This window comes from Rhizobium sp. R339 (assembly GCF_002211395.1).
GTDB lineage: Bacteria > Pseudomonadota > Alphaproteobacteria > Rhizobiales > Rhizobiaceae > Rhizobium.
Genome location: NZ_LOKV01000026.1, coordinates 170,687 through 194,907, shown reverse-complemented (window position 1 = coordinate 194,907; position 24,221 = coordinate 170,687). Strand labels below are relative to the sequence as shown.

At 62.3% G+C, this 24,221-nt stretch carries 19 protein-coding genes; 9 read left to right on the top strand and 10 right to left on the bottom strand.

The window, feature by feature from the left end; all coding sequences use genetic code 11:
* Positions 1-123 precede the first annotated feature (123 nt).
* The 3 genes from hemH (at position 124) to ATY76_RS27840 (ending at position 2,838) form a co-directional block, all read left to right on the top strand.
* Entirely contained in the window at positions 124-1,158 is a 1,035-nt protein-coding gene (gene hemH / locus ATY76_RS27850) for a ferrochelatase (protein ID WP_088677882.1), read from the top strand.
* Between the two features lie 186 nt (positions 1,159-1,344).
* Entirely contained in the window at positions 1,345-2,379 is a 1,035-nt protein-coding gene (locus ATY76_RS27845; RefSeq protein ID WP_088677881.1) for an SPFH domain-containing protein, read from the top strand.
* A gap of 3 nt (positions 2,380-2,382) precedes the next feature.
* Positions 2,383-2,838, top strand: a complete 456-nt coding sequence (locus tag ATY76_RS27840; RefSeq protein WP_088677880.1) for an NfeD family protein — start codon at positions 2,383-2,385, stop codon at positions 2,836-2,838.
* Positions 2,839-2,852: 14 nt separating this feature from the next.
* Here the strand turns inward: ATY76_RS27840 and ATY76_RS27835 are convergent, their stop codons facing one another.
* Positions 2,853-3,848: a KpsF/GutQ family sugar-phosphate isomerase gene (locus ATY76_RS27835; RefSeq protein WP_088677879.1), complete on the bottom strand. Its 996-nt coding sequence runs from the start codon at positions 3,846-3,848 to the stop codon at positions 2,853-2,855.
* A gap of 143 nt (positions 3,849-3,991) precedes the next feature.
* Between ATY76_RS27835 and ATY76_RS27830 the strand changes: the two genes are divergently transcribed.
* Positions 3,992-5,518, top strand: coding sequence for an outer membrane beta-barrel protein (locus ATY76_RS27830; protein WP_088677878.1), 1,527 nt, complete (start codon positions 3,992-3,994; stop codon positions 5,516-5,518).
* 58 nt (positions 5,519-5,576) lie between these two features.
* Here the strand turns inward: ATY76_RS27830 and galU are convergent, their stop codons facing one another.
* The gene (galU, locus tag ATY76_RS27825) at positions 5,577-6,464 is read right to left on the bottom strand and encodes a UTP--glucose-1-phosphate uridylyltransferase GalU (protein WP_088677877.1); all 888 of its coding nucleotides are present in this window, start codon (positions 6,462-6,464) and stop codon (positions 5,577-5,579) included.
* A gap of 203 nt (positions 6,465-6,667) precedes the next feature.
* Here galU and ATY76_RS27820 point away from each other — a divergent pair, with 203 nt between their 5' ends.
* On the top strand, positions 6,668-7,891 hold the full coding sequence (locus tag ATY76_RS27820) for a lytic murein transglycosylase (RefSeq protein WP_088677876.1): 1,224 nt from the start codon (positions 6,668-6,670) through the stop codon (positions 7,889-7,891).
* A 63-nt stretch (positions 7,892-7,954) separates the two neighbouring features.
* Entirely contained in the window at positions 7,955-9,193 is a 1,239-nt protein-coding gene (locus ATY76_RS27815) for a DUF459 domain-containing protein (RefSeq protein ID WP_190233744.1), read from the top strand.
* Between the two features lie 81 nt (positions 9,194-9,274).
* Here the strand turns inward: ATY76_RS27815 and ATY76_RS27810 are convergent, their stop codons facing one another.
* From ATY76_RS27810 to ATY76_RS33410, 4 genes are all read right to left on the bottom strand, one after another.
* Complete coding sequence (locus ATY76_RS27810) at positions 9,275-9,907, bottom strand: hypothetical protein (protein ID WP_088677875.1); 633 nt, start codon at positions 9,905-9,907, stop codon at positions 9,275-9,277.
* A 291-nt stretch (positions 9,908-10,198) separates the two neighbouring features.
* Complete coding sequence (locus ATY76_RS27805) at positions 10,199-11,653, bottom strand: glutamate synthase subunit beta (RefSeq protein ID WP_088677874.1); 1,455 nt, start codon at positions 11,651-11,653, stop codon at positions 10,199-10,201.
* A gap of 222 nt (positions 11,654-11,875) precedes the next feature.
* Positions 11,876-16,600, bottom strand: a complete 4,725-nt coding sequence (gene gltB, locus ATY76_RS27800; protein WP_190233743.1) for a glutamate synthase large subunit — start codon at positions 16,598-16,600, stop codon at positions 11,876-11,878.
* Entirely contained in the window at positions 16,569-16,757 is a 189-nt protein-coding gene (locus ATY76_RS33410) for a hypothetical protein (protein WP_141105054.1), read from the bottom strand. The genes gltB and ATY76_RS33410 overlap by 32 nt, the downstream gene beginning before the upstream one ends.
* A gap of 383 nt (positions 16,758-17,140) precedes the next feature.
* On the opposite strand from ATY76_RS33410, the gene ATY76_RS27795 reads away from it, so the two are divergent.
* Positions 17,141-18,193 (top strand): low specificity L-threonine aldolase, encoded by a 1,053-nt coding sequence (locus ATY76_RS27795; protein ID WP_088677873.1) that lies wholly within the window; start codon positions 17,141-17,143, stop codon positions 18,191-18,193.
* 54 nt (positions 18,194-18,247) lie between these two features.
* Here the strand turns inward: ATY76_RS27795 and ATY76_RS27790 are convergent, their stop codons facing one another.
* Positions 18,248-19,102 carry a LysR family transcriptional regulator gene (locus tag ATY76_RS27790; protein ID WP_088677872.1) on the bottom strand — a complete coding sequence of 285 codons (855 nt, stop codon included), beginning with the start codon at positions 19,100-19,102 and terminating at the stop codon, positions 18,248-18,250.
* Between the two features lie 92 nt (positions 19,103-19,194).
* Here ATY76_RS27790 and ATY76_RS27785 point away from each other — a divergent pair, with 92 nt between their 5' ends.
* Positions 19,195-20,196, top strand: coding sequence for a bile acid:sodium symporter family protein (locus tag ATY76_RS27785; protein ID WP_088677871.1), 1,002 nt, complete (start codon positions 19,195-19,197; stop codon positions 20,194-20,196).
* A 62-nt stretch (positions 20,197-20,258) separates the two neighbouring features.
* On the opposite strand, the gene ATY76_RS27780 is transcribed toward ATY76_RS27785, so the two are convergent.
* Positions 20,259-20,729 (bottom strand): Hsp20 family protein, encoded by a 471-nt coding sequence (locus ATY76_RS27780; protein WP_088677870.1) that lies wholly within the window; start codon positions 20,727-20,729, stop codon positions 20,259-20,261.
* A gap of 421 nt (positions 20,730-21,150) precedes the next feature.
* On the opposite strand from ATY76_RS27780, the gene ATY76_RS27775 reads away from it, so the two are divergent.
* Entirely contained in the window at positions 21,151-22,125 is a 975-nt protein-coding gene (locus ATY76_RS27775) for an alpha/beta hydrolase (protein WP_088677869.1), read from the top strand.
* Between the two features lie 27 nt (positions 22,126-22,152).
* Here the strand turns inward: ATY76_RS27775 and hisN are convergent, their stop codons facing one another.
* Positions 22,153-22,929 (bottom strand): histidinol-phosphatase, encoded by a 777-nt coding sequence (gene hisN, locus ATY76_RS27770; protein WP_088677868.1) that lies wholly within the window; start codon positions 22,927-22,929, stop codon positions 22,153-22,155.
* A 282-nt stretch (positions 22,930-23,211) separates the two neighbouring features.
* Positions 23,212-24,093, bottom strand: coding sequence for an N-formylglutamate amidohydrolase (locus ATY76_RS27765; RefSeq protein ID WP_088677867.1), 882 nt, complete (start codon positions 24,091-24,093; stop codon positions 23,212-23,214).
* Positions 24,094-24,221 lie beyond the last annotated feature (128 nt).

The following is a 24,221-nucleotide window of genomic DNA, read 5'->3' as shown; positions in this document are numbered from 1 at the left end:
TTTGTCCCGATTGCAACGGCCGGTCCGGGGTTTCCCGGGCCGGTTTTTCTTTCTATAGGGTGAACCATGATCTCCCGGCTGCGTATGAGCCGACGAGACAGAAAAGAGAGCGTTGGGGCCAAAATGACAGCAGATATTTCACACCGCCCGGCGGACCATCCGGCCGTCAAATCAGGCAAGGTCGGTGTCCTGCTGGTCAATCTCGGCACGCCCGACGGGACCGATTATAGCTCGATGCGCCGCTATCTCAGGGAATTCCTGACCGATCGCCGCGTCATCGAATGGTCTCGCTGGAAATGGTACCCGATCCTGTTCGGCATCGTGCTCAATACCCGCCCGCAAAAGGTCGGCAAGGCTTATGAGCTGATCTGGAACAAGGAAAAGAACGAAAGCTATCTGCGCACCTATACGCGTAATCAGTCGGAACTGATGGCCGGACGGCTGAAGGATCTTGCGAACGTCAGGGTCGACTGGGCGATGCGCTACGGCACGCCGTCGATCGCCTCGCGCATCGAGGCGCTGAAGCAAGAAGGCTGCGACCGCATCGTGCTCTTCCCGCTCTATCCGCAATATGCGGCGGCAACGACCGCGACCGTCAACGACAAGGCCTTCCACAAGCTGCTTTCCATGCGCTGGCAGCCGGCGCTGCGCACCGTGCCCGACTATCACGACGACGAGACCTATATCGAGTCGCTTGCCCAATCCGTCGAAAGGCATCTTTCGACGCTCGACTGGAAGCCGGAGATGCTGGTCGCCTCCTTCCACGGCATTCCGATGTCCTATTTCAAGCAGGGCGACCCTTACTATTGTCAGTGCCAGAAGACCGGCCGGCTGTTGCGCGAGCGGCTCGGGCTGACCAAGGAAAACTTCATGGTCACCTTCCAGTCCCGCTTCGGGCCGGAGGAATGGCTGCAGCCCTATACCGACAAGACGGTGGAGAAGCTCGCCCAGGACGGCGTCAAGCGCATCGCCGTCATCAATCCCGGCTTCGTCTCCGACTGCCTGGAAACGCTTGAGGAGATCGCCGAACAGGCCGCCCATTCCTTCCATGAGAACGGCGGCGACAAGTTCACGCATATCCCCTGCCTCAACGACGGCGATGACGGCATGAAGGTGCTGGAAAAGGTCGTGCGCCGCGAATTGCAGGGCTGGATCTGAGAATTCCTCTTCGAAAAACAGCGTCGGATACCTAACCGGCGATCGCCCGAAGGACCTGCCGAACGGACCTCCTTTTCCGTTGGAAGCCGGCCTCGTCGTGCCGTGATTTCATCCTCGCAAAGAACATGCTAACTCACCACATTAGTTGTGGGGCGCGGGCGCATGCGCCGATGGGAGGATTTTTTCATGCTGTTCGGCGGCTTCGACATCGTCGTGATCGTGCTGGTCATCTTCGTCATCCTGGTGCTCTTTGCCGGGATCAAGACCGTGCCGCAGGGCTATCGCTATACGATCGAACGCTTCGGGCGTTATACCCGCACGCTGGAGCCTGGCCTCAACCTCATCACCCCCTTCATCGAGCGCGTCGGCGCCCGGTTGAACGTGATGGAGCAGGTGCTGAACGTGCCCACCCAGGAAGTGATCACCAAGGACAATGCCTCGGTATCGGCCGATGCCGTCGCCTTCTATCAGGTGCTGAACGCCGCCCAGTCCGCCTATCAGGTCTCCAACCTCGAAAACGCCATCCTCAACCTCACCATGACCAACATTCGTTCGGTTATGGGCTCCATGGATCTCGACGAGCTGCTTTCAAACCGTGATGCGATCAACGACCGCTTGTTGCGCGTCGTCGACGAGGCGGTGCAGCCGTGGGGCATCAAGGTCACCCGCGTCGAGATCAAGGACATCCAGCCGCCGCGCGACCTCGTCGACGCCATGGCCCGGCAGATGAAAGCCGAACGCGAAAAACGCGCCCAGGTGCTGGAAGCCGAAGGTTCGCGCAATGCGCAGATCCTCAGGGCCGAGGGCGCCAAGCAATCCGCCATCCTGCAGGCCGAAGGCCAGCGCGAAGCCGCCTTCCGCAATGCCGAAGCCCGCGAGCGCCTGGCCGAGGCCGAAGCCAAAGCGACGAGAATGGTCTCCGAAGCGATTGCCGCCGGCGACGTTCAGGCGATCAACTATTTCGTCGCGCAGAAATACACCGAGGCGCTCGCCTCGGTCGGTTCGGCACCCAATTCCAAGATCGTGCTGATGCCGATGGAAGCCTCTTCGATCCTGAGCTCGCTCGGCGGCATCGGCGCCATTGCCCGTGAAGTCTTTGGTGATGCCGGCAACAACCCGGCAACGCCGCTGCCGCCGCGTCCGCGCCCCGCACCGGTCCGCTCGACGCCGCCGATCAATCCGCCGAGCCCCAATCCCTTCAACCCGGATCCGGAGCGCTAAGCCATGCTGGCGAAGATCGTCGCCGAACTTGGTCCTTGGAACTGGTGGGTCGCAGGCCTCGTGCTACTTGCCGCCGAGATGATGGTGCCCGGCTTCTTCCTGGTCTGGATCGGCCTTGCCGCCCTGATCGTCGGCGCGCTGTCGCTGCTCTTCTGGGACAGCGCCTTCTGGGTCTGGGAGCTGCAGGCGATCCTTTTTGCGCTGCTGGCCGTCGCCACGACCTTTGCCGGCCGACGGCTGGTGCTGCGCCATGCCGCCACCGACGAGCCCTTCCTCAATCAGCGCGGCGCGAGCCTCGTCGGCCGGACGGCGACATTGCAGGAACCGATCCGCGAGGGCCGCGGCCGCATCCGTCTCGACGATACGCTATGGCAGGTGATGGGACCCGATCTTCCCGTGGGAACGCAGGTCAAGGTGGTCTCCAGCAACGGCCGCGACCTCAGGGTCGAGCCGATCTGACCCAACAATTCTGATCAGGCGACGCCGATCCGCAGCAGGTCGTGGAAATGCACCAGCCCGATCGGCCGGTTGTCGTCATCGATGACGATCAGCGCGCCGATATGATGCTGGTTGAGCAGCGCCAGCGCTGCGGTCGCCAGCATCGTCGGCTTCACCGTCTTCGGCGTCTTCGTCATGATGTCGTCGACAGCGAGTTCGGCAAGGTTGCGGGTCAGATTGCGCGACATGTCGCCGTCGGTGACGATGCCGCAGAGCCGGCCATCCTCGTCGAGCACGCCGACACAGCCGAAATGCTTGCGCGACAGCACCGTGATCGCCTCCGGCATCGGCGTGCCCTTGGCGACGAGCGGCAGCCGCTCGCCGGTATGCATGATATCGGCGACATGGGTGAGGCTCGCGCCGAGTTTGCCGCCCGGATGAAAGACGTGGAAATCGGTGGCGGTAAAGCCCCGCGCCTCCAGGAGCGCCACTGCGAGCGCATCGCCGAGAGCAAGCTGCATCAGCGTCGAGGTCGTCGGCGCCAGCCCGTTCGGGCAGGCTTCCTGTTCGTTCGGCACCAGAAGCACGATATCGGCAGCGGTCGCAAGCGAGGAGCGTTCGCCGCAGGTGAGCGCGATCAGCGGAATGGAGAAGCGCCGCGTGAAGGAGATGATGCTCTTGAGCTCGGCGCTCTCGCCGCCCTTGGAAATCGCTAGCACGACGTCGTCGCGCGCGATCATGCCGAGGTCGCCATGATTGGCTTCGGCCGCATGCACGAAGAAGGCGGGTGTCCCGGTCGAAGCAAATGTCGCCGCCATCTTCGCGCCGATATGCCCGCTTTTGCCGACGCCGGTGACGATCACCCGTCCGGAAATGTCCCCGATGACTTCGATGGCCCGGGTGAAGGGACCGGCCAATCCGTTGTCGAAGGCCCGTTCCAGCGCTTCAAGACCGCGTTTTTCGATCTCTATCGTGCGTTTTGCCGATTCGAGCACGCTGTTTTCGACGAGTTTGACCGCTCTTCTGTTCATGGAGATGCGTTAGACCTTTTCACTTTCCAAGTCCACCCTGGGATATTTCCGAATTGTGAACAACGCCGGCCCGCGGCAACGAATGATTAACCACAAGGCTTTACCTTTGGGTAAGAACCGAAAGCATGTCAGGCGCGAATTGCATGGGCCAGCCAAAACAGACGAGCAGTGTGACGCCGCTCCGCGCCATGAGCCGTGTCGTCTGCTTTACTGCGTTCGGCAGCCTGCTTCTCGGACAGACGGCGGCCTTCGCGCAGTCCGCCTCACAGGTTCAGGCAAACAACCGTTCCGCCGCCCAAGGCAGCACCACGAATGCCGCCGTCGGTTTCGATGACGAAACCGACGTTTCAGCCACTCCGACGGCAGCCGGCGCGGCTGGAAATGCGGATGAAGCCCAGCAAAGGCCCGCCATACCGGATGCGCAATCCGGCGACGATATCACCGGCTCCATTCTCGATGATGATATACGCCGGCTGAACACCCGCGAACCAGCGATCGACGAAACGCTGCTGCGCCGCAAGGCTGCCGAAAGCGCCTCGACGGCGGAAACGCCCGGCATCCCGATCGGCACTTTCGTGCTCCGCCCGACCGTCACGCAGAGCATCAACACCGAGACCACCAAGGACGGCAACACCCGCCAACAGCGCGCTTTCCTCGAAACCGATGCGGCCGCGACGCTCACCTCCGACTGGGGCCGGCATCAGCTGACCGTCACCTCGGAAGGCGCCTGGCAGCAGAATATCAGCGGCGAAGGCGAGGAACAGCCCTCCTTCAAGGTCAACGGCGACCTCCGGCTGGATCTTCCCGACGATACGGTCGCGCACCTCACCGCCGGTTACAATTTCTACCGCGAGGATACTGACGATCCCGACGCCATCGCCGATGCCACGCAGCAGTCGGACGTGCAGGAGTTCGCTGCCGGCGCCTCCGTCCAGCGCGATTTCGGCATCCTGCGCGGCACGACGGCGCTGGCGCTCACCCGCTCGATCTATTCCGACGCCACGCTGGCAAACGGCACGACCGTGACCTTGAGCGACCGCAACCAGACGACGGGCACGTTGCGCGGCCGCGTCGGCTACGAGCTGTCGCCGGCGCTCATCCCCTTCATCGAGGCCACGATCGGCCGGACGCTCTATGACGAAACGCGCGATTCCGCCGGTTACGAGCGTTCGGGCCATAGCTACGGCGCCAAGGCCGGCGTCGAGGTCGATCTCGGTGAAAAGCTGAAGGGTGAGGTCGGCATCGGCTACGAGAGGGCGGATTTCGAAGACAGCCGGCTGTCCTCGATCGACACCGCCACGCTCGATGCGAGCTTGCTCTGGTCGCCGATCCGCGGCACCGATGTCAATCTCGACCTGCAGACGAGCATCCAGCCGACAACCACGCCGGGCGAGAGCGGCTACGTCTCGCACGCACTGACGACGACGGTTACCCACCAGCTGCGTGACAATCTGGTCGGCACGATGATCGGCGGCGTCATATGGCGCGACTATCCCACCGACAGCACCATCAACGACGAACTCGTCTACACCGCGGCGACCGGCCTGACCTGGAACATTAACCGCTACCTCGATCTCACCAGCACCCTGGGTTACGAGCTGACCACCCGCAAGGAAGGCGACGATTCCCAGCAATGGCGCGCCGGCGTCGGCCTCAAGCTGAAACGCTAAGCGCCGCACATCTGGTAGGATGCGCGGCGCTCTGTCACTGAATAATTTGGCGGAAAGCTTACTTCAGGCCGGCCAGCAATGCCTTGAAGCCGTCTTCGACGGTCGGACGGATATCGGCGCGTTCGAGGGCGTAGGCGACGTTTGCCAGGATGAAGCCATCCTTGGCGCCGCAGTCGTAGGTCGTGCCGCGGAAGTGGTAACCGGCGAAATCCTGTTCCTTCAAGAGCTTCAGCATGCCGTCGGTGAGCTGGATCTCGTTGCCGGCGCCGCGCTCCTGGGTTTCGAGGATCTTGAAGATCTCCGGCTGCAGGATGTAGCGGCCATTGATGAAGAAGTTGGAAGGCGCCGTTCCCTTGGCAGGCTTCTCCACCATGCCGGTGATGCGGAAGCCGTCGCCGATCGCTTCGCCGACGCCGACGATGCCGTATTTATGCGCCTGGTCGGGCGCGCATTCCTCGACAGCGATGATATTGCCGCCGCTCTGGCCGTAAAGGTCGATCATGCCCTTCATGCAGCCCTTTTCGCCCTTCATGATCATGTCGGGCAGCAGCAGCGCGAAAGGCTCGTCGCCGACGATTTCGCGAGCGCACCATACGGCGTGGCCGAGGCCGAGCGGCTCCTGCTGACGGGTAAAGCTCACCGTGCCTGCCTTGGGAAGCTGCTGCTGCAGCAGGGTGATTTCCGCCTTCTTGGCGCGCTCCTTGAGCGTCTGCTCGAGTTCGAAATGAATGTCGAAATAATCTTCGATGACGTGCTTGTTGCGCCCCGTGACGAAAACCAGATGCTCGATCCCGGCCTCGATCGCCTCATCGACGACATATTGAATGATCGGCTTGTCGACGACGGTCAACATTTCCTTCGGAACAGCCTTCGTTGCCGGCAGAAACCGCGTCCCCAAACCTGCCACCGGAAAAACTGCCTTACGAACTTTATTCTGATGCGCCACACAGGCCTCCTGCTTTGACTAAATCGCCTTGTAAATAAAGCCGTTCACGTCTGACTAGTATAGAATTGCAACTGTTTTGCAACTGGTGACCTCAGCGGACGGTCATGGTAAAGATTTTGTTGACTCCGTTCCTGTAGTCTCGGGTCTGGGCGGACATGACGCCCTGCTGCGCCTGAAACTGAAGATGTGGGATACGACTGTCGATGACCCAGAATCACAAAAACTCCCTTCGTGGTCTTGCTCTCGCTCTTATTGTCGCCGCCCAGGTTGGGCTGGTCCCCGACAACGCGAAAGCTGATTCCCGGTTCCAGAAATGGATCGCGGATTTTTACCAAACAGCCGCTCAGAGTGGCATCAGTAAGGCAACCTATCAAAAGGCCTTTTCTGGGGTCACCGAGCCCGATCCCACCGTGCTCGAAAAGGCTGCCTATCAGCCGGAATTCACCTCGAAGATCTGGGACTACGTCGATTCCCGCGTCAATCCCTATACCGTCAAGATCGGCCGCGAGATGGCCGCCAAACATGCGCGCACCCTCAATGCGATCCAGCAGCGCTTCGGCGTCGACAAGAGCATTCTGCTCGCCATCTGGTCGATGGAATCGAACTACGGCGCGATCCTCGACAAGGAAGACCGGCTGCATTACGTGCCGCGCGCCCTGGCAACGCTTGCCTATGCCGATCCGCGCCGCGCCAAATTCGCCAAGAAGCAGCTGGTCGCCGCGCTGAAGATCCTGCAGAGCGGCGATGTGCCGGCGCGTGAGATGACCGGCTCCTGGGCCGGTGCCATGGGCCACACCCAGTTCATCCCGACGAGCTACTTGCTTTATGCCGTCGATGCCGACGGCAACGGTCATCGCGACATCTGGAATTCGGTGCCGGACGCTCTGGCGACCTCGGCCAACCTCCTGATGAAAAATGGCTGGGATACCGGCAAGACCTGGGGCTACGAGGTGGTCGTTCCCGCAGCCGCAGCCAAGCAGGCCGGCAAAACCCATACGCTTGCCCAATGGGCTGAGCTCGGCCTGAAGCGTCCGAACGGCAAGGCCTTCCGCGAAGGCGGCACCAAGGCCGTGCTGAAGATGCCGGCCGGGCCCGGTGGCCCGGGCTTCCTGATGACAGCCAATTTCTTCACCATCAAGAACTACAATGCGTCGGACAGCTACGCGCTCGCCGTCGGCCTGCTGGCCGATCAGATCGCCGGATACGGCGGCATGCAGCAGCGCTGGCCGCGCCCGGACGGCGCCCTCGACATCACCGAGAAATTCGAGCTGCAGACCCGTTTGAAGACGCTCGGCTATTACAATGGCGAAGTCGACGGCAATTTCGGCTCTGGTTCGAAAGCGGCGATATCAGCGGTGCAGGAGCGGATCGGCATGCAGCCGGACGGCGAACCCTCGCTGCCTCTACTGAACGCACTCCGCCGCTAGAAGCGGCGGAACCGTGACCTAAATAAATAGCGGGAGTGGACGCTGGCCTGCCCTGCGTGCAAGATGCCGGCAGATGCGGAACTGCCCATGATGAAGAAACTCGATCGGACCCGTAAAATCCGCTGGCTCACGCTCGCCCTGACGGCGGCGTCGCTCTGCCTCGGCGCGTTTGCGCCGGTGCATGTCGCAGAAGCCCAGGAGCAGCGCTACCAGCGCCAGTCGATCCTCGATTTCTTCCTCGGCCGGCGCTATCTCGACGAAGGTCCGCAGGCTCCCGATGTCCCGCAGCCGAAACGCCAGCAGCGCAAGCGCCCGCCGGCGCAGAAAGCCGTGGTCAATACCCGCACCGCGCCGCCCGTGCGGCCGCCCGTGCAGGAAGAACCTGTCGTTCAGAAGCTCGGCGACGCCAAGAAGATCTTGATCGTCGGCGATTTCCTTGCCAGCGGCCTTGGTGACGGTCTCACCGCCGCCTTCGAGACTTCGCCCGGCGTCATCGTCGAAGCCCGCGGCAACGTCTCCTCGGGTCTCGTCCGCGACGATTATTACGACTGGCCGGAACAGCTGCCGAAGATGATCGACGAGCTAAAGCCGGCAATGGTCGTCGTCATGATCGGCGCCAACGACCGACAGCAGATGGTGACCGACACCGCCAAGGAAAAATTCCGCACCGACGGCTGGTTCACCGAATATCGCCGCCGCGTCCTTTCCTTCGGCAAGGAAGTCACCGAACGCAAGATCCCCTTGCTTTGGGTCGGGCTTCCCGCCTTCGAATCCGATCAGATGACGGCCGATGCCGTACAGATGAACCAGCTCTACCGCAATCAGGTGGAAAGCATCGGCGGCGAATTCGTCGATATCTGGGATGGCTTCGTCGACGAAAACGGCAACTTCATCGTCACTGGTTCGGATGTGAACGGCCAGCAGGTGCGCCTGCGCACCTCCGACGGCATCAACCTCACGCAGGCCGGCCGCCGCAAGATTGCCTTCTATGTGGAAAAGCCTGCCCGCCGCATTCTCGGCACCCAGGCAAGCCCGGATCTGGTGCGGCTGGACGAAAGCGCCCTGCCGGGTCTCGGCCTTCCCACCAATCCGGTCGAGCATACCGTGCCGATCAGCCTCTCCGACCCCAATCTCGACGGCGGCACCGAGCTTCTCGGCGCAAGGCCGCCGCCCGTGACGCTGACGAAATCGCCGCGCGATCTTCTCGTCGAGCAGGGCCAGATGACGCCGGCGCCCGTCGGACGTGTCGACGATTACCGCATGCCGGCGGCCAAGACGCCGGCCGAAGTCTCGGTAAAATGAGAAAAGCGGTGCGAGCATGATGCCGAAAAGCGTCCGCGGTTTTCGGACCACATCATGCTCTGATGATAGCCTTCATTCCCGTTACTTCGCCGCCGCCTGCGGCCAGCTCAGATAATAGTAATTCGAACCGATCAGGCCGAAGAAGGCATTGCCGTCATTCGTCTGGTCGACATAGCTGCCGTTTTCCTTAACGAAGGCGCCGTCGGAGCCACGCGCCAGATGTGCATTGAGGAAGTCGCTCCAGCCGCTGACGTCGATCGCCTCGCCGGCCTTGTTTTCCGTGTCCGCCTCCTCGGGATCGTCGACGTCCCAGGCGGTGACCGACACGCCCTGCGTCGGATCGGAGATGGTGAGCGTGCCGGCCTCCAGCGCCGCCAGCATGTCGTGAGCCTTGCCGCTCTCGCCTTCGGCCGCAGCCGCATCCTGCAGCTGCTGCTTCAGCATCGACATGAAGGAAGCGCTGGTGATATCCGCGCTCTCACGCGTCGCGTCGGTCTCGTCAGTCGTGTCGCTCTGGGATGAAAGCGTGTCGAGCAGGCCCGACAGCGCCTGGTTGGAAAGAAGTGATGCCGAGCTCGAATCGAGCCCGTAGCTGCTCAGGATACTGGCCGCCGACGAACTTTGCGCATCCTGCTCGCTATCGTCGGAATTGCGGAGGTTCTTCAGGGCATATTGGGCCGAAACCAGCCGTGTGCTGTCAACTGCGGAAACCATTTGAAAAATCCTTGTCGATCATTCGCGGCGGTCAATATCCCCAGTGCCGCGGCCGATGGTAAAATGCCTTGGCCGAAACGGCGGGGCACCTCCGCTCCGGTCGCCGCCGGCTCCTGCTGAGCCCGCGTCCGGCGCAAACTTCACGCCCCGGCATTGCTCGAGGCTTGCGCGGGAGACCGGCGCGTCAAGCGGTCGCACCGGCAATAAAGCGTCCTGGCCGGGCGCGACCCCATAAAAAACTCCGCCGGTGAAGGCGGAGTTCGTATCGTCCCAAGCTGTATGAGCCGGCGATCAGTGCGGCAGCACGGTCGAGCCCATCAAGGCCTCGTCGATGGCGCGAGCGGCCTGACGGCCTTCGCGGATCGCCCAGACCACCAGCGACTGGCCGCGGCGCACGTCGCCCGCCGTCCAGAACTTGTCGACCGAGGTCTTGTAGTCGCGATCATTGGCGACGACATTGGTCGAGCCGCGTCTGTCGGTGTTGAGCGTCAGCTTGCCTTCGAGCTCCTTCAGCACGCTTGTCGTGAACGGGCCGCGGAAACCGATGGCGATGAAAGCGAGATCGGCACGAATGACGAATTCCGTGCCCGCGACCGGGCGGCGCCGCTCGTCGACTTCGCAGCACTTGACGCCGGTCAGCACGCCGTCTTCGCCGACGAATTCAAGCGTCGCCACCTGGAATTCGCGCACGGCGCCCTCGGCCTGCGAGGAGGAGGTGCGCATCTTCGTCGCCCAGAAGGGCCAGACGGCAAGCTTGTCTTCCTTCTCCGGCGGCTGCGGCCGAATGTCGAGCTGGGTGACCTTGACGGCGCCCTGGCGGAAGGCCGTGCCGACGCAGTCCGAGGCCGTATCGCCGCCGCCGACGACGACGACATGCTTGGCGCCGGCAAGGATCGGATCCGACGGCCAGCCGATGCTGTCGATGTTTTCACGCCCGACGCGGCGGTTCTGCTGCACGAGATAGGGCATGGCGTCATGCACGCCGGCAAGATCCGTGCCCGGAATGCCCGCCTCGCGCGGCGTCTCGGAGCCGCCGCAGTAAAGAACGGCGTCGTGATCGGCGAGCAGCTGCTCGACCTTGACGTCGACGCCGACATTGACGCCGCAATGGAAGGTGACGCCCTCGCCCTTCATCTGCTCGACGCGGCGGTCGATGAAGTTCTTCTCCATCTTGAAATCGGGAATGCCGTAACGCAGCAGGCCGCCGGGCTTCGTCTCGCGCTCGTAGACATGCACCTCATGACCGGCGCGGCCGAGCTGCTGAGCGGCGGCCATGCCGGCGGGACCGGAGCCGATGACCGCGACCTTCTTGCCGGTATGGACGGTGGCCGGCTGCGGCCGGATGAAACCGAGCTCATAGGCCTTGTCGGCGATCGCCTGTTCGACGGTCTTGATGGCAACCGGCGCATCTTCGAGATTCAAAGTGCAGGCTTCCTCGCAAGGCGCGGGGCAGACGCGGCCGGTGAACTCCGGGAAGTTGTTGGTCGAATGCAGGTTCTGGATCGCCGCTTCCCAGTTGTTGTTGTAGACGAGGTCGTTCCAGTCAGGAATCTGGTTATGCACCGGGCAGCCGGTGGGGCCGTGACAATAGGGGATGCCACAGTCCATGCAGCGCGCCGCCTGTTTCTGCACTTCCGGGTCCGACATCGGGATCGTGAACTCGCGGAAATGACGGATGCGATCCGACGCCGGCTGGTACTTCGCCACCTGCCGGTCGATTTCCAGAAATCCTGTTACCTTACCCATTTCTTCGTCCCTTACCCTCATGACCGTCTCACCCGGGGCCAGTTGTCTGTCGTCAGTCCCGGTATCCCGGGCGGGTTGCTTCTCTTGACCGTCATTGGAACATATCCCCTGAAACATCCGCGCGATCTGGACGGCCTTTCGCCGGCATGATCGTCACGGGTCATCGAGACGTTTCCGACATCGGCCATCTGCGTTCGGCAGGCGGCCGATGTCCGGCGCAAATCACTCCGCGGCGATGCCCATCCGGCTGCGTTCCATTTCCTCGAGCGCACGACGATATTCGACCGGCATCACCTTGCGGAACTTCGGACGGTAGTCGGCCCAGTTGTCGAGGATCTGCTGGGCGCGGGACGAGCCCGTATAGTGCAGATGGTTGGAGATCAGCTGGTAAAGGCGCTCCTCGTCGTGGCGTGTCATGTCGCCCGAGACGTCGACGCGTCCCTTGTGCATGAGATCGCCGCCATGATGATGCAGCTTCTCCAGCATGTCGTCCTCTTCCGGCACCGGCTCGAGCTCGACCATCGCCATGTTGCAGCGGCTGGCGAAATCGCCGGTTTCATCGAGCACGTAAGCAACGCCGCCGGACATGCCGGCCGCAAAGTTGCGGCCCGTGGCGCCGAGCACGACGACGACACCGCCGGTCATGTATTCGCAGCCATGGTCGCCGACACCCTCGACGATGGCGATCGCTCCGGAATTGCGGACGGCGAAACGTTCGCCGGCCACGCCGCGGAAATAGCATTCGCCCTCGGTCGCGCCGTAAAGCACGGTGTTGCCGACGATGATCGAGTTCTCGGCCACGATCCTGGAATTCTCCGGCGGCCGGATGATGATCTTGCCGCCCGAAAGCCCCTTGCCGACATAGTCGTTGCCGTCGCCGATCAGGTTGAAGGTGACGCCGCGCGCGAGGAATGCGCCGAAGCTTTGGCCCGCCGTGCCGCGAAGCGTCACGTTGATCGTGTCTTCCTTCAGCCCGCGATGGCCGAAACGCTTGGCGACCTCGCCGGAGAGCATCGCGCCGGCCGAACGGTCGACGTTCTTGATGCCGACTTCGAAGGCGACGGGCGTCTTGGCGGTCAGCGCCTGTTGTGCCTGCTCGATCAGCGCGCGATCGAGAATATCGTCGATCGGGTGCTGCTGCCGGCTCGTCCAGAAGGTCTGTTCCTTCGCAGCCTCGACCTTGTGGAAGATGCGGCTGAAATCGAGGCCCTTCGCCTTCCAGTGCGCCAGCATCTCGTCCTTCTCCAGCAGCTCCGAGGCGCCGATGATATCGTCGAGCCGGGTGAACCCCAGCGAGGCGAGGATCTCGCGCACTTCGTTGGCGACGAAGAAGAAGTAGTTGATGACGTGCTCAGGCGTACCCTTGAAGCGCTTGCGCAGCACCGGATCCTGCGTCGCCACGCCGACCGGACAGGTGTTGAGATGGCACTTGCGCATCATGATGCAGCCCGCGGCGATCAGCGGCGCGGTGGCGAAGCCGAACTCGTCTGCTCCGAGCAGCGCCCCGATGATGACGTCGCGGCCGGTCTTGAGGCCGCCGTCCACCTGCAGCGCGATGCGCGAACGCAACCCGTTCAGCACCAGCGTCTGCTGGGTCTCGGCAAGGCCGATCTCCCAGGGGCTGCCGGCATGCTTGAGCGAGGTCAGCGGCGATGCACCCGTGCCGCCGTCGAAACCGGCGACCGTGATGTGGTCGGCGCGCGCCTTGGCCACACCGGCGGCAACCGTGCCGACGCCGACTTCGGAGACGAGCTTGACCGAAACGTCTGACGTCGGGTTGACGTTCTTCAGGTCGTAGATCAGCTGCGCCAGATCCTCGATCGAATAGATGTCGTGATGCGGCGGCGGCGAGATCAGACCCACACCCGGCGTCGAGTGACGGGTCTTGGCAACGGTCGCATCGACCTTGTGTCCGGGCAGCTGTCCGCCTTCGCCGGGCTTGGCGCCCTGCGCCACCTTGATCTGCAGCACGTCGGCATTGACGAGATATTCGGTGGTGACGCCGAAGCGGCCCGACGCGATCTGCTTGATCGCCGAACGTTCCGGGTTCATCGAACCGTCAGAGAGCGGCATGTAGCGGTCGGATTCCTCGCCGCCCTCGCCGGTGTTCGACTTGCCGCCGATCCGGTTCATGGCGATCGCCAGCGTCGTATGCGCCTCGCGGGAGATCGAGCCGAAGGACATCGCCCCCGTCGAGAAACGCTTGACGATATCGGCCGCCGGCTCGACCTCGTCGACCGACACCGGCTTGCGGCCGAGCGCTTCGGCGCTCTTGATGGTGAAAAGCCCGCGGATGGTGTTCATGCGCAGCGCCGAATTGTTCACCATCTCGGCGAATTCGCGGTAACGATCCTCGGCATTGCCGCGCACGGCATGCTGAAGGGCGGCAACCGCATCCGGCGTCCAGGCATGGCTTTCGCCGCGCATGCGGTAGGCATATTCGCCGCCGATATCGAGCGTTGTCGCAAGCAGCGGATCCTTGCCGAAAGCCGCGGTGTGGCGGGCAACGGTCTCTTCGGCGATCGCTTCCAGGCCGATGCCCTCGATCATCGTCGCGGTTCCGAAGAAATACTTGTCGACCAGTTCAGACGACAGGCCGATCGCGTCGAAGATCTGCGCACCGCAATAGGACTGGTAGGTGGAGATGCCCATCTTCGACATCACCTTGAGGATGCCTTTGCCGACCGCCTTGATGTAGCGGTAGACGATTTCCGAGGCATCGACCTCCTTCGGGAACTCGCCCTTGGCATGCATGTCGAGCAGCGTGTCGAAGGCAAGATAAGGGTTGATCGCCTCGGCGCCATAGCCGGCGAGCAGGCAGAAATGATGCACTTCGCGCGGCTCCCCGGTCTCGACGACGAGACCGACGGAGGTGCGAAGCCCCTTGCGGATCAGGTGATGGTGCACGGCAGCCGTCGCCAGCAGCGCCGGAATGGCGATACGGTCGGGGCCGATCTGGCGGTCGGAGAGCACGATGATATTGTAGCCGCCCTTGACGGCCGCCTCCGCGCGTTCGCAGAGCCGGTCGAGCATCTCGGGCATGCCGGCCGCACCGCGCTCGATATCATAGGTAAAATCGAGCGTCTTGGTGTCGAAACGGTCTTCCGTATGGCCGATCGAGCGGATCTTTTCGAGATCGCCATTGGTCAGGATCGGCTGTCGTACTTCGAGGCGCTTGGCATTTGCCATGCCCTCGTGGTCGAGAATGTTCGGGCGCGGGCCGATGAAGGAGACGAGGCTCATGACGAGTTCTTCGCGGATCGGATCGATCGGCGGGTTCGTCACCTGCGCGAAATTCTGCTTGAAATAGGTATAGAGCAGCTTCGGCTTTTCCGACATCGCCGAGATCGGCGTATCCGTGCCCATCGAGCCGATCGCTTCCTGCCCCGTCGTCGCCATCGGCGACATCAGGATGCGGGTATCCTCGGTCGTGTAGCCGAAGGCCTGCTGACGGTCGAGCAGCGACACGTCGCGACGCAGCGCCCGGGGCTCCACCGGCTTCAGCTCTTCGAGGATGAGCTGGGTGCGGTCGAGCCAGCTGCGGTAGGGATGCGCCGTCGCGAGCTTCGACTTGACCTCGTCATCGGAGATGATGCGGCCTTCTTCCATGTCGATCAGCAGCATCTTGCCCGGCTGCAGGCGCCACTTCTGGATGATCTTCTCCTCCGGAACCGGCAGAACGCCGGCCTCGGATGCCATGATGACGCGGTCGTCGTCGGTCACGAGGTAACGCGCCGGCCGCAGGCCATTGCGGTCGAGCGTCGCGCCGATCTGCTTGCCGTCGGTGAAGGCAACGGCAGCCGGTCCGTCCCACGGCTCCATCAATGCCGCGTGATACTCGTAGAAGGCCTTGCGTTCGGCCGCCATCGACTGATTGCCGGCCCAGGCTTCCGGGATCAGCATCATCACCGCATGCGCCAGCGAATAGCCGCCGCGCACCAGGAATTCCAGCGCATTGTCGAAGCAGGCCGTGTCCGACTGCCCCTCGTAGGAAATCGGCCAGAGCTTGGAAATGTCCTCTCCGAACAGCGGCGAGGAAACCGATGCCTGGCGCGCTGCCATCCAGTTGACGTTGCCGCGCAGCGTGTTGATCTCGCCGTTATGGGCGACCATGCGATAGGGGTGCGCGAGCTTCCACGACGGGAAGGTGTTGGTCGAAAAGCGCTGGTGCACGAGTGCCACCGCGCTTTCGAAACGCGGGTCGGACAAGTCCTTATAATAGGCGCCGACCTGGTAGGCCAGGAACATGCCCTTGTAGACCACGGTCGCCGACGACAGCGAGACCGGATAGAAATTGCTCTCCTCGCCGTCGAACTCATCATAGATGCGGTTGGAGATGACCTTGCGCAGGGTGAACAGCCGGCGCTCGAACTCGTCGTTGTTTTCGGCATCCTCACCGGCGCCGATGAAGACCTGCACGTGATGCGGCTCGGTCGCGGCGATATCAGGCGCCTTGGAGAGCGAGGAATTGTCGACAGGAACGTCGCGGAAGCCGATGAAGACCTGGCCCTCCTCGACGATGACGTCCTTGATCACCTTCTTGAAGTGCTCGATCTGCTTTTCGTCGCGTGGCATGAAGATATGGCCGACGCCATATTCGCCGGCCGGTGGCAGGGTGATGCCCTGCGCGGCCATTTCCTCGCGGAAGAACTGGTCCGGGATCTGCACCAGGATGCCGGCGCCGTCGCCCATCAGCGGATCGGCGCCGACGGCGCCGCGATGCGTCAGGTTCTCGAGAATGAAGAGGCCGTCCTTGACGATCTGGTGCGACTTCTCACCTTTCATATGCGCGACGAAGCCGACGCCGCAGGCATCATGTTCGTTGGAAGGATCGTAAAGCCCCTGTTTCTTCGGCAGGCCGGAGGCGGATTTGGAAATATTGGCCGTCGCGCGCGCCTCGGCAGCAGCAAACCGGTCAAATTCCATGGATGGCGTCTTCGTCATCATCTTTCCTCCTGTCGAAGCCCACGGTGCGCGGGCGGCTTTTCGTCCCGCGCCGCAACCTGAAAATAGGTTCGGCGCATGACAGCGCTGTTGCATTGTGAAGATCGCCGCAGACATCTGCTTCAAAGGAAAGCAAACCGTCGCGTTCCGCGCCTGCCATTCGCCTCCGCGCGCCGCCCATCGTGGGGCTTGGCGCTCGGAAGAACTATAACGTGAAAGCCCGCTTGTTCCAGGGCTTTCGGCGCCTCTTCGGCCGCAAAGGCCAAAATAGGACAGCAACACTGTCCTAATTCATCCGTTCTATGCCAGAAAGCATTTGGCTCCGCAAGAGCGCCGCGACAAAAATCGTCATTTTGCGAAGGAAGATTACCAAATCAGTCGCAACGGCGAAATAAAATTACGAAAACCTCATTCATTTTATTTATTGATTGCGCAGTTCAATTTCGGTGATGGATTATAGGCAATAGCCTTGATCCCGTGAAGCTTTGGCGTAATCTCCGCCGCAAACCTCCAAATCCGTTCCCACTCCCCACGGTCTCCGCCATGTTCTTTGCTTCCGATAATTGGGCCGGCGCCCACAGATCCATTGCCGAACGCCTGCTGGCGGAATCAGCCGGCTTCGCCCCGGCCTATGGCGCCGGCGATCTCGACAAGAAGATCGAGGCCCGCTTCTGCGAGATCTTCGAGCGTGAGGTTTCCGTTTTCTTCGTCGCCACCGGCACGGCCGCCAACTCGCTGTCGCTGGCAAGCGTCCAGCGCCCCGGCGGGATCACCTTCTGCCATTCGGAAGCGCATGTGATCGAAGATGAATGCGGCGCGCCGGAATTCTTCTCCGGCTCCGCCCGCCTCGTCGCCATCGACGGCGAAGCCGGCAAGATCGATCCTGCCAAGCTTTCCGCGAGGATCGCAAACTTTCCCGAGGACGCCCTCCGTCACGGCCGCGCCAGCGCGGTGACCATCACCCAGGCAACCGAGATCGGCACGGTCTATTCCCTGCCCGAGATCGGCGAGATCGCCGCCATATCGAGAAAGCGCAACCTGCCGCTCCACATGGACGGCGCCCGCTTCGCCAATGCGCTGATTGCGCTCGGCGCCACTCCGGCCGAAATGACCTGGAAGCGCGGCGTCGACATGCTCTCCTTCGGCGGCACCAAGAACGGCTGCTGGTGCGCGGAAGCGATCGTCTTCTTCAACCCGGATCAGGCAAGGGAAATGCCCTTCATCCGCAAGCGGGCGGCCCAGCTCTTTTCGAAGTCGCGTTTCATTGCCGCCCAGTTCGACGCTTATTTCGAAAACGGCCTCTGGCTCGATCTCGCCCGCCATTCGAACGCCATGGCCGACCGCCTGCGCGCCGGCATCGGCGCCAGCAATGCCGCCCGCCTCGCCTGGCCGACCGCCTCCAACGAAGTCTTTGCCGTCATCAGCAAAAATGCCGTGAAAACCGCCGAGGAAAAAGGCGCGAAATTCTATGAATGGCCGATGCCTGCGGCAACGCCCGAACTCGTTTCCGACAGCGAAACCCTGATCCGGCTCGTTACCAGCTTCGCGACGACGGACGCGGATGTGGATGGTTTCCTCAAGTGCCTCTCCGCCTGATCGCCATCCAGAAAGGCTCGTCTTCCGGGCGAGTCTTTCGGTAGCGGCAAGGCGTCACGCCGACCTCAACCGTCTCACCTTTTGCAGAATATCATCCGAGAGTGCTGCGACCAGCGCCTGGTCCGCCCCTTTGCGCGGCACCAGAACGAATTCCACGTCCTCCAGCACCGGCAGCTTTCCCTTAGCGATCTCCTTCAGCCCTGATGGCGCCATGCTGCGCGGCTGCACGAGCACGCCCATCCCGGCCCGCGCCGCCGCCGTCAATCCGCTGAGGCTGCCGCAGGTGCAGACGATCCGCCACGCCACGCCGTTTCGCCCGAGCGCCTCCAGCGCGATCGCCCGCGTCACGCTCGGCGGCGGAAAGGCGATCAGCGGCAGGAGGCCGGAGGCGAACACATGTTCGGGATCGCGCGCCAGCCAGACGAGCGGCTCGCGATAGACGAGCTTTCCGCGCGCATCGCCGAGCCGGCGCTTGGCGAGCACCAAGTCGATCTCGCCATTATCCTGCATCTCATAGAGGACACCTGACAGCGCCACGGTCAGTTCTAGGTCGACGGAGGGATGCGAACGAACGAAATCCTCCAGCACCGCCGGCAGCTGGCTGGTGACGAAATCTTCCGATACGCCGAGCCGCAGGCTGCCACGCAGGCTGTTGCTCCTGAACAGAGACTGAACCTGCCCCTCGATCGAGAGCATGGAGCGCGCATGCGACAGCAGCGCCTCGCCGTCACCGGTCAGCATCACTCTATGCGTATCGCGCGCGAGCAGCTTGCGCCCGAGTGTCGCTTCCAGCCGCTGAATATGCTGGCTGACCGTCGATTGCCCGAGACCCAGCCTTTCCGCAGCAAGCGTGAAACTGCCCATCTGTTCGACGGCGACGAAGCTGCGCAATTGCGAGAGGTCGAGCATTGAAATCCAGTTTTCCGATAACTGTTATTCCTTGCATCCTGCTTCATAATGGACGACAGAACAATGACTAAATCTATTGCCGCGAGACCGCCATGCGCCGTTTTCTGCCCGATACGTTCACGATCCTGCTCGTCTGCACGGTCATCCTCGCCTCCTTGTTTCCGGCCAGCGGCCGCTTTGCGGACTATTTCGGCGTCGCCACCGATCTTGCCATCGCGGCGCTGTTCTTCCTCCATGGCGCCCGCCTCTCGCGCGACGTCGTCATTGCAGGCCTTCTGCACTGGCGCCTGCACCTCGTCATCCTGCTGACGACCTTCGGCATTTTCCCGCTGCTCGGCCTCGGGCTCGGCTTCATTCCCGACACCATCCTGCCGCAGCCGCTTTATCTCGGTATCCTCTTCCTCTGCGTGCTGCCCTCGACCGTGCAGTCGTCGATCGCCTTCACTTCGATGGCGGGCGGCAATGTGTCTGCGGCCATCTGCTCGGCCTCGGCCTCCAACATTTTCGGCATGTTCCTGACGCCGCTGCTCGTCGGCCTGCTCTTTTCCGTCGGCGGTCATGGCGGCTTCTCCTTCGACGCGCTTCAGCAGATCCTCTTGCAACTGCTCGCCCCCTTCGTCGTCGGCCAGATCCTGCAGCCCTGGATCGGCGACTTGATCCGCGCCAAAAAGAAGATCCTGATGCCTGTCGACCGCGGCTCGATCCTGATGGTCGTCTATCTCGCCTTCTCGACGGCCGTGGTCGAGGGGCTGTGGCACACCTTCTCGATTGCCGACATTGCCGTCGTCATCCTCGCCGACATCCTGCTTCTGGCGCTCGTCCTCCTTTTGACGATGTTCGGCAGCCGCAGGCTGGGCTTCAACAAGGCCGACGAAATCACCATCACCTTCTGCGGCTCGAAGAAGAGCCTGGCCAGCGGCGTGCCGATGGCGAACGTCATCTTCGCCGGCCAGTCGATCGGCGCGATCGTTCTGCCGCTGATGCTCTTCCATCAGATCCAGCTCATGGCCTGTGCCGTCATCGCTCAGAAATACGCCGCCGCCCGCCGCGCGACGGAACAGCAGATCACGGATGCCGCCAGCCCGGCGGCTTAAGCCAAAACGAAAAACGGCGCCCCGATCGGAGCGCCGTCCTTTTTACCTACGAGGGATAAAGATTAGCCGTTGATGACCTGCGCCTCGATGGCCTTCGGAGCCTCGACCGGTTCTGCGGCAATCGCGATCTTGCGGGGCTTCATAGCCTCGGGAATGTTGCGCAGAAGGTCGATGTGAAGCAGGCCGTTCTTCAGCGAAGCGGCGGTCACCTCGACATGATCGGCAAGCTGGAAGCGGCGCTCGAAGGTGCGCTTGGCGATGCCGCGATAGAGGAATTCGCCGCCTTCGGCGGTGTCCTCGTTCTTTTCACCCTTCACGGACAGCACATTGGCATGGGCTTCGATCGAAAGTTCGGTCTCGTCGAAACCGGCGACTGCCATGGTGATGCGATAGGTGTTTTCACCGGTGCGCTCGATATTGTAGGGCGGATAGGTCTGCGCCTGCTCCGGCTGGGCAAGGCTGTCGAGCATGGTGAAGAGCCGGTCGAAACCGACCGTCGAACGATAAAGGGGAGAGAAGTCTACGTGACGCATGATGTCCTCCTGTGGAAGCGACGTGTTGCGATAAGTGTCCCTGAAACCCCATCTTTGGCGGCTCCGGGACGGTTGCGCAGGCCCTTTTTGGCACCCGCAGGAAGGAGATGGTGATAGGATTTCCGGAGTTCAAGACCTTTGTGAAATCGCCGCGATCGGCCGTGAACCGCGCATGAACGGCCGGTTCGGAACGCGTTCAGGCAGGCCGGCCTAGAAATGATGATGTCGGGTGACACTGGCCCCGGCGGCTGAAGTGCATCGTCCCTTCTTCTTCAGCCTTGACTTGGGCCGGCCGCGAGCGCCCTCACGCTCCTGCCGGCCCTTTTTCACGGAGCGCCCTCAGGGCACCGCCGCTTTCCAAGCCGGATGCCATGCGCTATCCCTGAGTGCGAAGCAGTCAGCAGCGGCGCATTGGCAAGTCATGGATCAGGTTCTCTATTCGACGCCCGACAATCCCGCCCCGGAAAACCGCGCGGAAGGGTTTTTCGAAACCCATGACGGCCACCGGCTGCGCTACGCCGTTTTCCGCTCCGGCGCCCAGGTCGCCAAGGGAACGGTCGTCATCATCCACGGCCGCAACGAATATATCGAAAAGTATTTCGAAACGATCCGCGACTTCACGGCCAAGGGTCTCTGGGTCGCGACCTTCGACCTGCGCGGCCAGGGCGGTTCGTCGCGGCTGCTGAAGCGCCGCAACCACGGCCATATAAGGCGCTTTGCCGATTACGAGCGCGATCTCGATGCCTTCCTCGAAAAGGTGGTGCTGCCGGATACCCGCCTGCCCTTCTATTTGCTCGGCCACTCGACAGGCGGGCTGATCGCACTGTCGGCGGCTCCCTATCTCGCCACCCGCATCGATCGCATGGTCCTGTCCGCCCCCTTCATCGGCCTGACCGGCCAGTCAGCCTCGCCTCGCGTCATCCGCAGGCTTGCCGGAACGCTGACGGCTGTCGGCCTCGGTTCCGTGCCGCTGACCTCGAAGCTGAAGGAGCCGGATTTCCGCGACAATCCATTGACCGCGGACGAAACCCGTTTTGAGCGCAATGTCGCAATGATGAAAGCGCATCCGGAACTGACGCTCGGCCCGCCGACGGCCCGCTGGCTGATCGAAGCCTTCCGCACCATGGATCGGGTCACCTCGCCTAGTCATCTCTTCTCGATCACCATCCCGACCATCGTCATCGCCCCGACGCGCGATGGCGTCGTGCCTTATACGGCACAGGAACGGCTCTCGCGTTACTTCCGCGCTGGCCAGTTGGTGCCGATCAACGGCGCCCGCCATGAGATCTTCCAGGAACGGGATATCTACCGCGCCGCCGCACTCGCCGCCTTCCACGCCTTCATTCCCGGCAGCGATGCCGAAGAAAACCAGGATGTCGCTGCCCTCGGCACGTGAGATGGATGCGGCTTCAAAGACTGTGGATCAACTGCGCTGCAGGATGGCGATCGCCTGATCGTAGACTGCGCGGCTGCCGGCGGCGATGATCGAGCCGCCGTTTTCCGGCCGCCCGCCGTCCCAGGTGGTGATGATGCCGCCCGCCCCTTCGATGACGGGAATGATGCCGCCGACGTCATAGGGTTTGAGACCGTTTTCGACGACCAGATCGATATGGCCGGCGGCAAGCAGCGCATAGGCATAGCAGTCGCAGCCGTAGCGGAAGAGCCGCACCTGACCTTCGATCTCCCGGTATTTCTTCATCTCCTCGCCGGCGAAGAGATGCGGCGAGGTGGTGAACAGGATGGCGTTCGAAAGCGCCTCGCACTGGCGCGTCGTGAGCCTCCGCTCGCCTTCCGGCCCAATATAGATCGAGCCGTTCTGATCGGCGAAATAACGTTCGCCGGTAAAGGGCTGTTCGATCATACCCATGACCGCCCGGCCTTGCTTCTGAAGGCCGATCAGCGTGCCCCAGACAGGCAAGCCTGAGATGAAGGCGCGCGTACCGTCGATCGGGTCGATCACCCAGACATAGTCGCGGTCGAGCCCGACATTGCCGTGCTCCTCGCCGAGAATACCGTGGTCGGGAAAACTTTCCTCGATCAGCGCCCGGATGGCGAGCTCGGCCGCCCGGTCGCCTTCCGTCACCGGATCGAAACCGGAGGAAAGCTTGTTGGTGACATCGAGGCCAGAGCGGAACCGCGGCAGTGTCTCCGCCTTTGCGGCCTCCGCCAGACGATTGAAAAACGAGCGGTCAGGAAGCATGGGGACACCGTTTGGCTGGCGGGAATGGCGCTTTTCATAGCGAAAAGCAACGGGAATGCAAATGCGAGAGGCAATTTCAGTCTAATTGCCCAAAGATATCGCAACGCAATATATTGCTTGACATTTGTGCAATGCAATAGTAGCTTTTTCAGTACAGTCTTCTGACTGTAAATACCCTCCTTGGGTGTTTCCTCCCTAGACTTAGCCGCGCTCACGAGCGCGGTTCTTTTTTGGCCGCAAAGACGAAGGCCACACAAATATCGCCAAAATCGAGAAAGACGCTTACTCGGCGGCCAGCGCCCGGTCGCCGGCGAACTTTTCGACGTAATCCGCCATCTGCTGCATGAAGGCCGTGACCGCTCCGGCCACCGCGGCAAAATCCTCGCGTTTCTCCAGCGTCACCTCGTCGACATAGATCGCCCGGTTCACTTCGATCTGCAGCGCATGCAGCCCGCGCGAAGGCCGGCCGTAATGTTCGGTGATGAAGCCGCCGGCATAGGGCTTGTTGCGGATCGCCGCAAAACCCATCTCTTCGAGGATGGCGATCGCCGCACGCGAAAGCTCGGCTGAGGCGCTGGTGCCGTAGCGATCGCCGATGATGAAATCAGGCCGCCCGGTGCAGCCCGCCACCCGCACATTGCCGGGCATCGAGTGGCAATCGATTAGCACGCCGAAGCCGAATTGCACATGCGTTCGCGCGATCAGCCGGCGCAGCGCTGCATGATAGGGCTTATAGACCGCTTCGACCCGGTCGAGACCTTCCTGCACCGGCAGGCGCCGCGCATAGATCTCCATATTCTCGGCGACGATGCGCGGAATGGTGCCGAGCCCGCCGGCGACGCGCAGCGAGTTGACATTGGCATAGGGCGGCAGCAGCCCGTCGAACATGCGCGGATCGAGCTCATAAGGCTCGCGGTTGACGTCGAGATAGGCGCGCGGAAAGTTGGCCACGAGCAGCGGCGCACCGAGCGTCACGGCCGAACCGAAGAGCTCGTCGACGTAATGATCCTCGGACCGGCGGATGGCAATGCCTTCGAGCCTGGACTGAGCGATGAATTCCGGTGGATAAATGCGGCCGCTATGCGGGGAATTGTAGACGAAAGGAATGGTCTGCGACACGGGCTCATGTACCTCAAAAAGCTCGTATTCGCGTATTTCCGGCACTTCTGGCCCTCTTTACCATGTCATGAACTGACTGCTTCGCCCATGTTGCCAGTTGCCCGCCCTCAAGTCCATACTATGTAGCAGGGATGACGATCACGCACAGGCAATTCACCGGTTGTTTACCGGGC

Excerpts from the sequence above, each read along its gene's own strand:
- gltB (WP_190233743.1), bottom strand. The coding sequence starts at position 16,600 with ATGATGACGAAGACGCCATCCATGGAATTTGACCGGTTTGCTGCTGCC.
- ATY76_RS27785 (WP_088677871.1), top strand. The coding sequence starts at position 19,195 with ATGCGCCGTTTTCTGCCCGATACGTTCACGATCCTGCTCGTCTGCACG.
- ATY76_RS27830 (WP_088677878.1), top strand. The coding sequence starts at position 3,992 with ATGGGCCAGCCAAAACAGACGAGCAGTGTGACGCCGCTCCGCGCCATG.
- ATY76_RS27805 (WP_088677874.1), bottom strand. The coding sequence starts at position 11,653 with ATGGGTAAGGTAACAGGATTTCTGGAAATCGACCGGCAGGTGGCGAAG.
- ATY76_RS27835 (WP_088677879.1), bottom strand. The coding sequence starts at position 3,848 with ATGAACAGAAGAGCGGTCAAACTCGTCGAAAACAGCGTGCTCGAATCG.
- hisN (WP_088677868.1), bottom strand. The coding sequence starts at position 22,929 with ATGCTTCCTGACCGCTCGTTTTTCAATCGTCTGGCGGAGGCCGCAAAG.
- hemH (WP_088677882.1), top strand. The coding sequence starts at position 124 with ATGACAGCAGATATTTCACACCGCCCGGCGGACCATCCGGCCGTCAAA.
- ATY76_RS27790 (WP_088677872.1), bottom strand. The coding sequence starts at position 19,102 with ATGCTCGACCTCTCGCAATTGCGCAGCTTCGTCGCCGTCGAACAGATG.
- ATY76_RS27840 (WP_088677880.1), top strand. The coding sequence starts at position 2,383 with ATGCTGGCGAAGATCGTCGCCGAACTTGGTCCTTGGAACTGGTGGGTC.
- ATY76_RS27775 (WP_088677869.1), top strand. The coding sequence starts at position 21,151 with ATGGATCAGGTTCTCTATTCGACGCCCGACAATCCCGCCCCGGAAAAC.
- ATY76_RS27815 (WP_190233744.1), top strand. The coding sequence starts at position 7,955 with ATGCCGGCAGATGCGGAACTGCCCATGATGAAGAAACTCGATCGGACC.
- ATY76_RS27820 (WP_088677876.1), top strand. The coding sequence starts at position 6,668 with ATGACCCAGAATCACAAAAACTCCCTTCGTGGTCTTGCTCTCGCTCTT.
- ATY76_RS33410 (WP_141105054.1), bottom strand. The coding sequence starts at position 16,757 with ATGGCAGGCGCGGAACGCGACGGTTTGCTTTCCTTTGAAGCAGATGTC.
- ATY76_RS27795 (WP_088677873.1), top strand. The coding sequence starts at position 17,141 with ATGTTCTTTGCTTCCGATAATTGGGCCGGCGCCCACAGATCCATTGCC.
- ATY76_RS27845 (WP_088677881.1), top strand. The coding sequence starts at position 1,345 with ATGCTGTTCGGCGGCTTCGACATCGTCGTGATCGTGCTGGTCATCTTC.
- ATY76_RS27810 (WP_088677875.1), bottom strand. The coding sequence starts at position 9,907 with ATGGTTTCCGCAGTTGACAGCACACGGCTGGTTTCGGCCCAATATGCC.
- ATY76_RS27780 (WP_088677870.1), bottom strand. The coding sequence starts at position 20,729 with ATGCGTCACGTAGACTTCTCTCCCCTTTATCGTTCGACGGTCGGTTTC.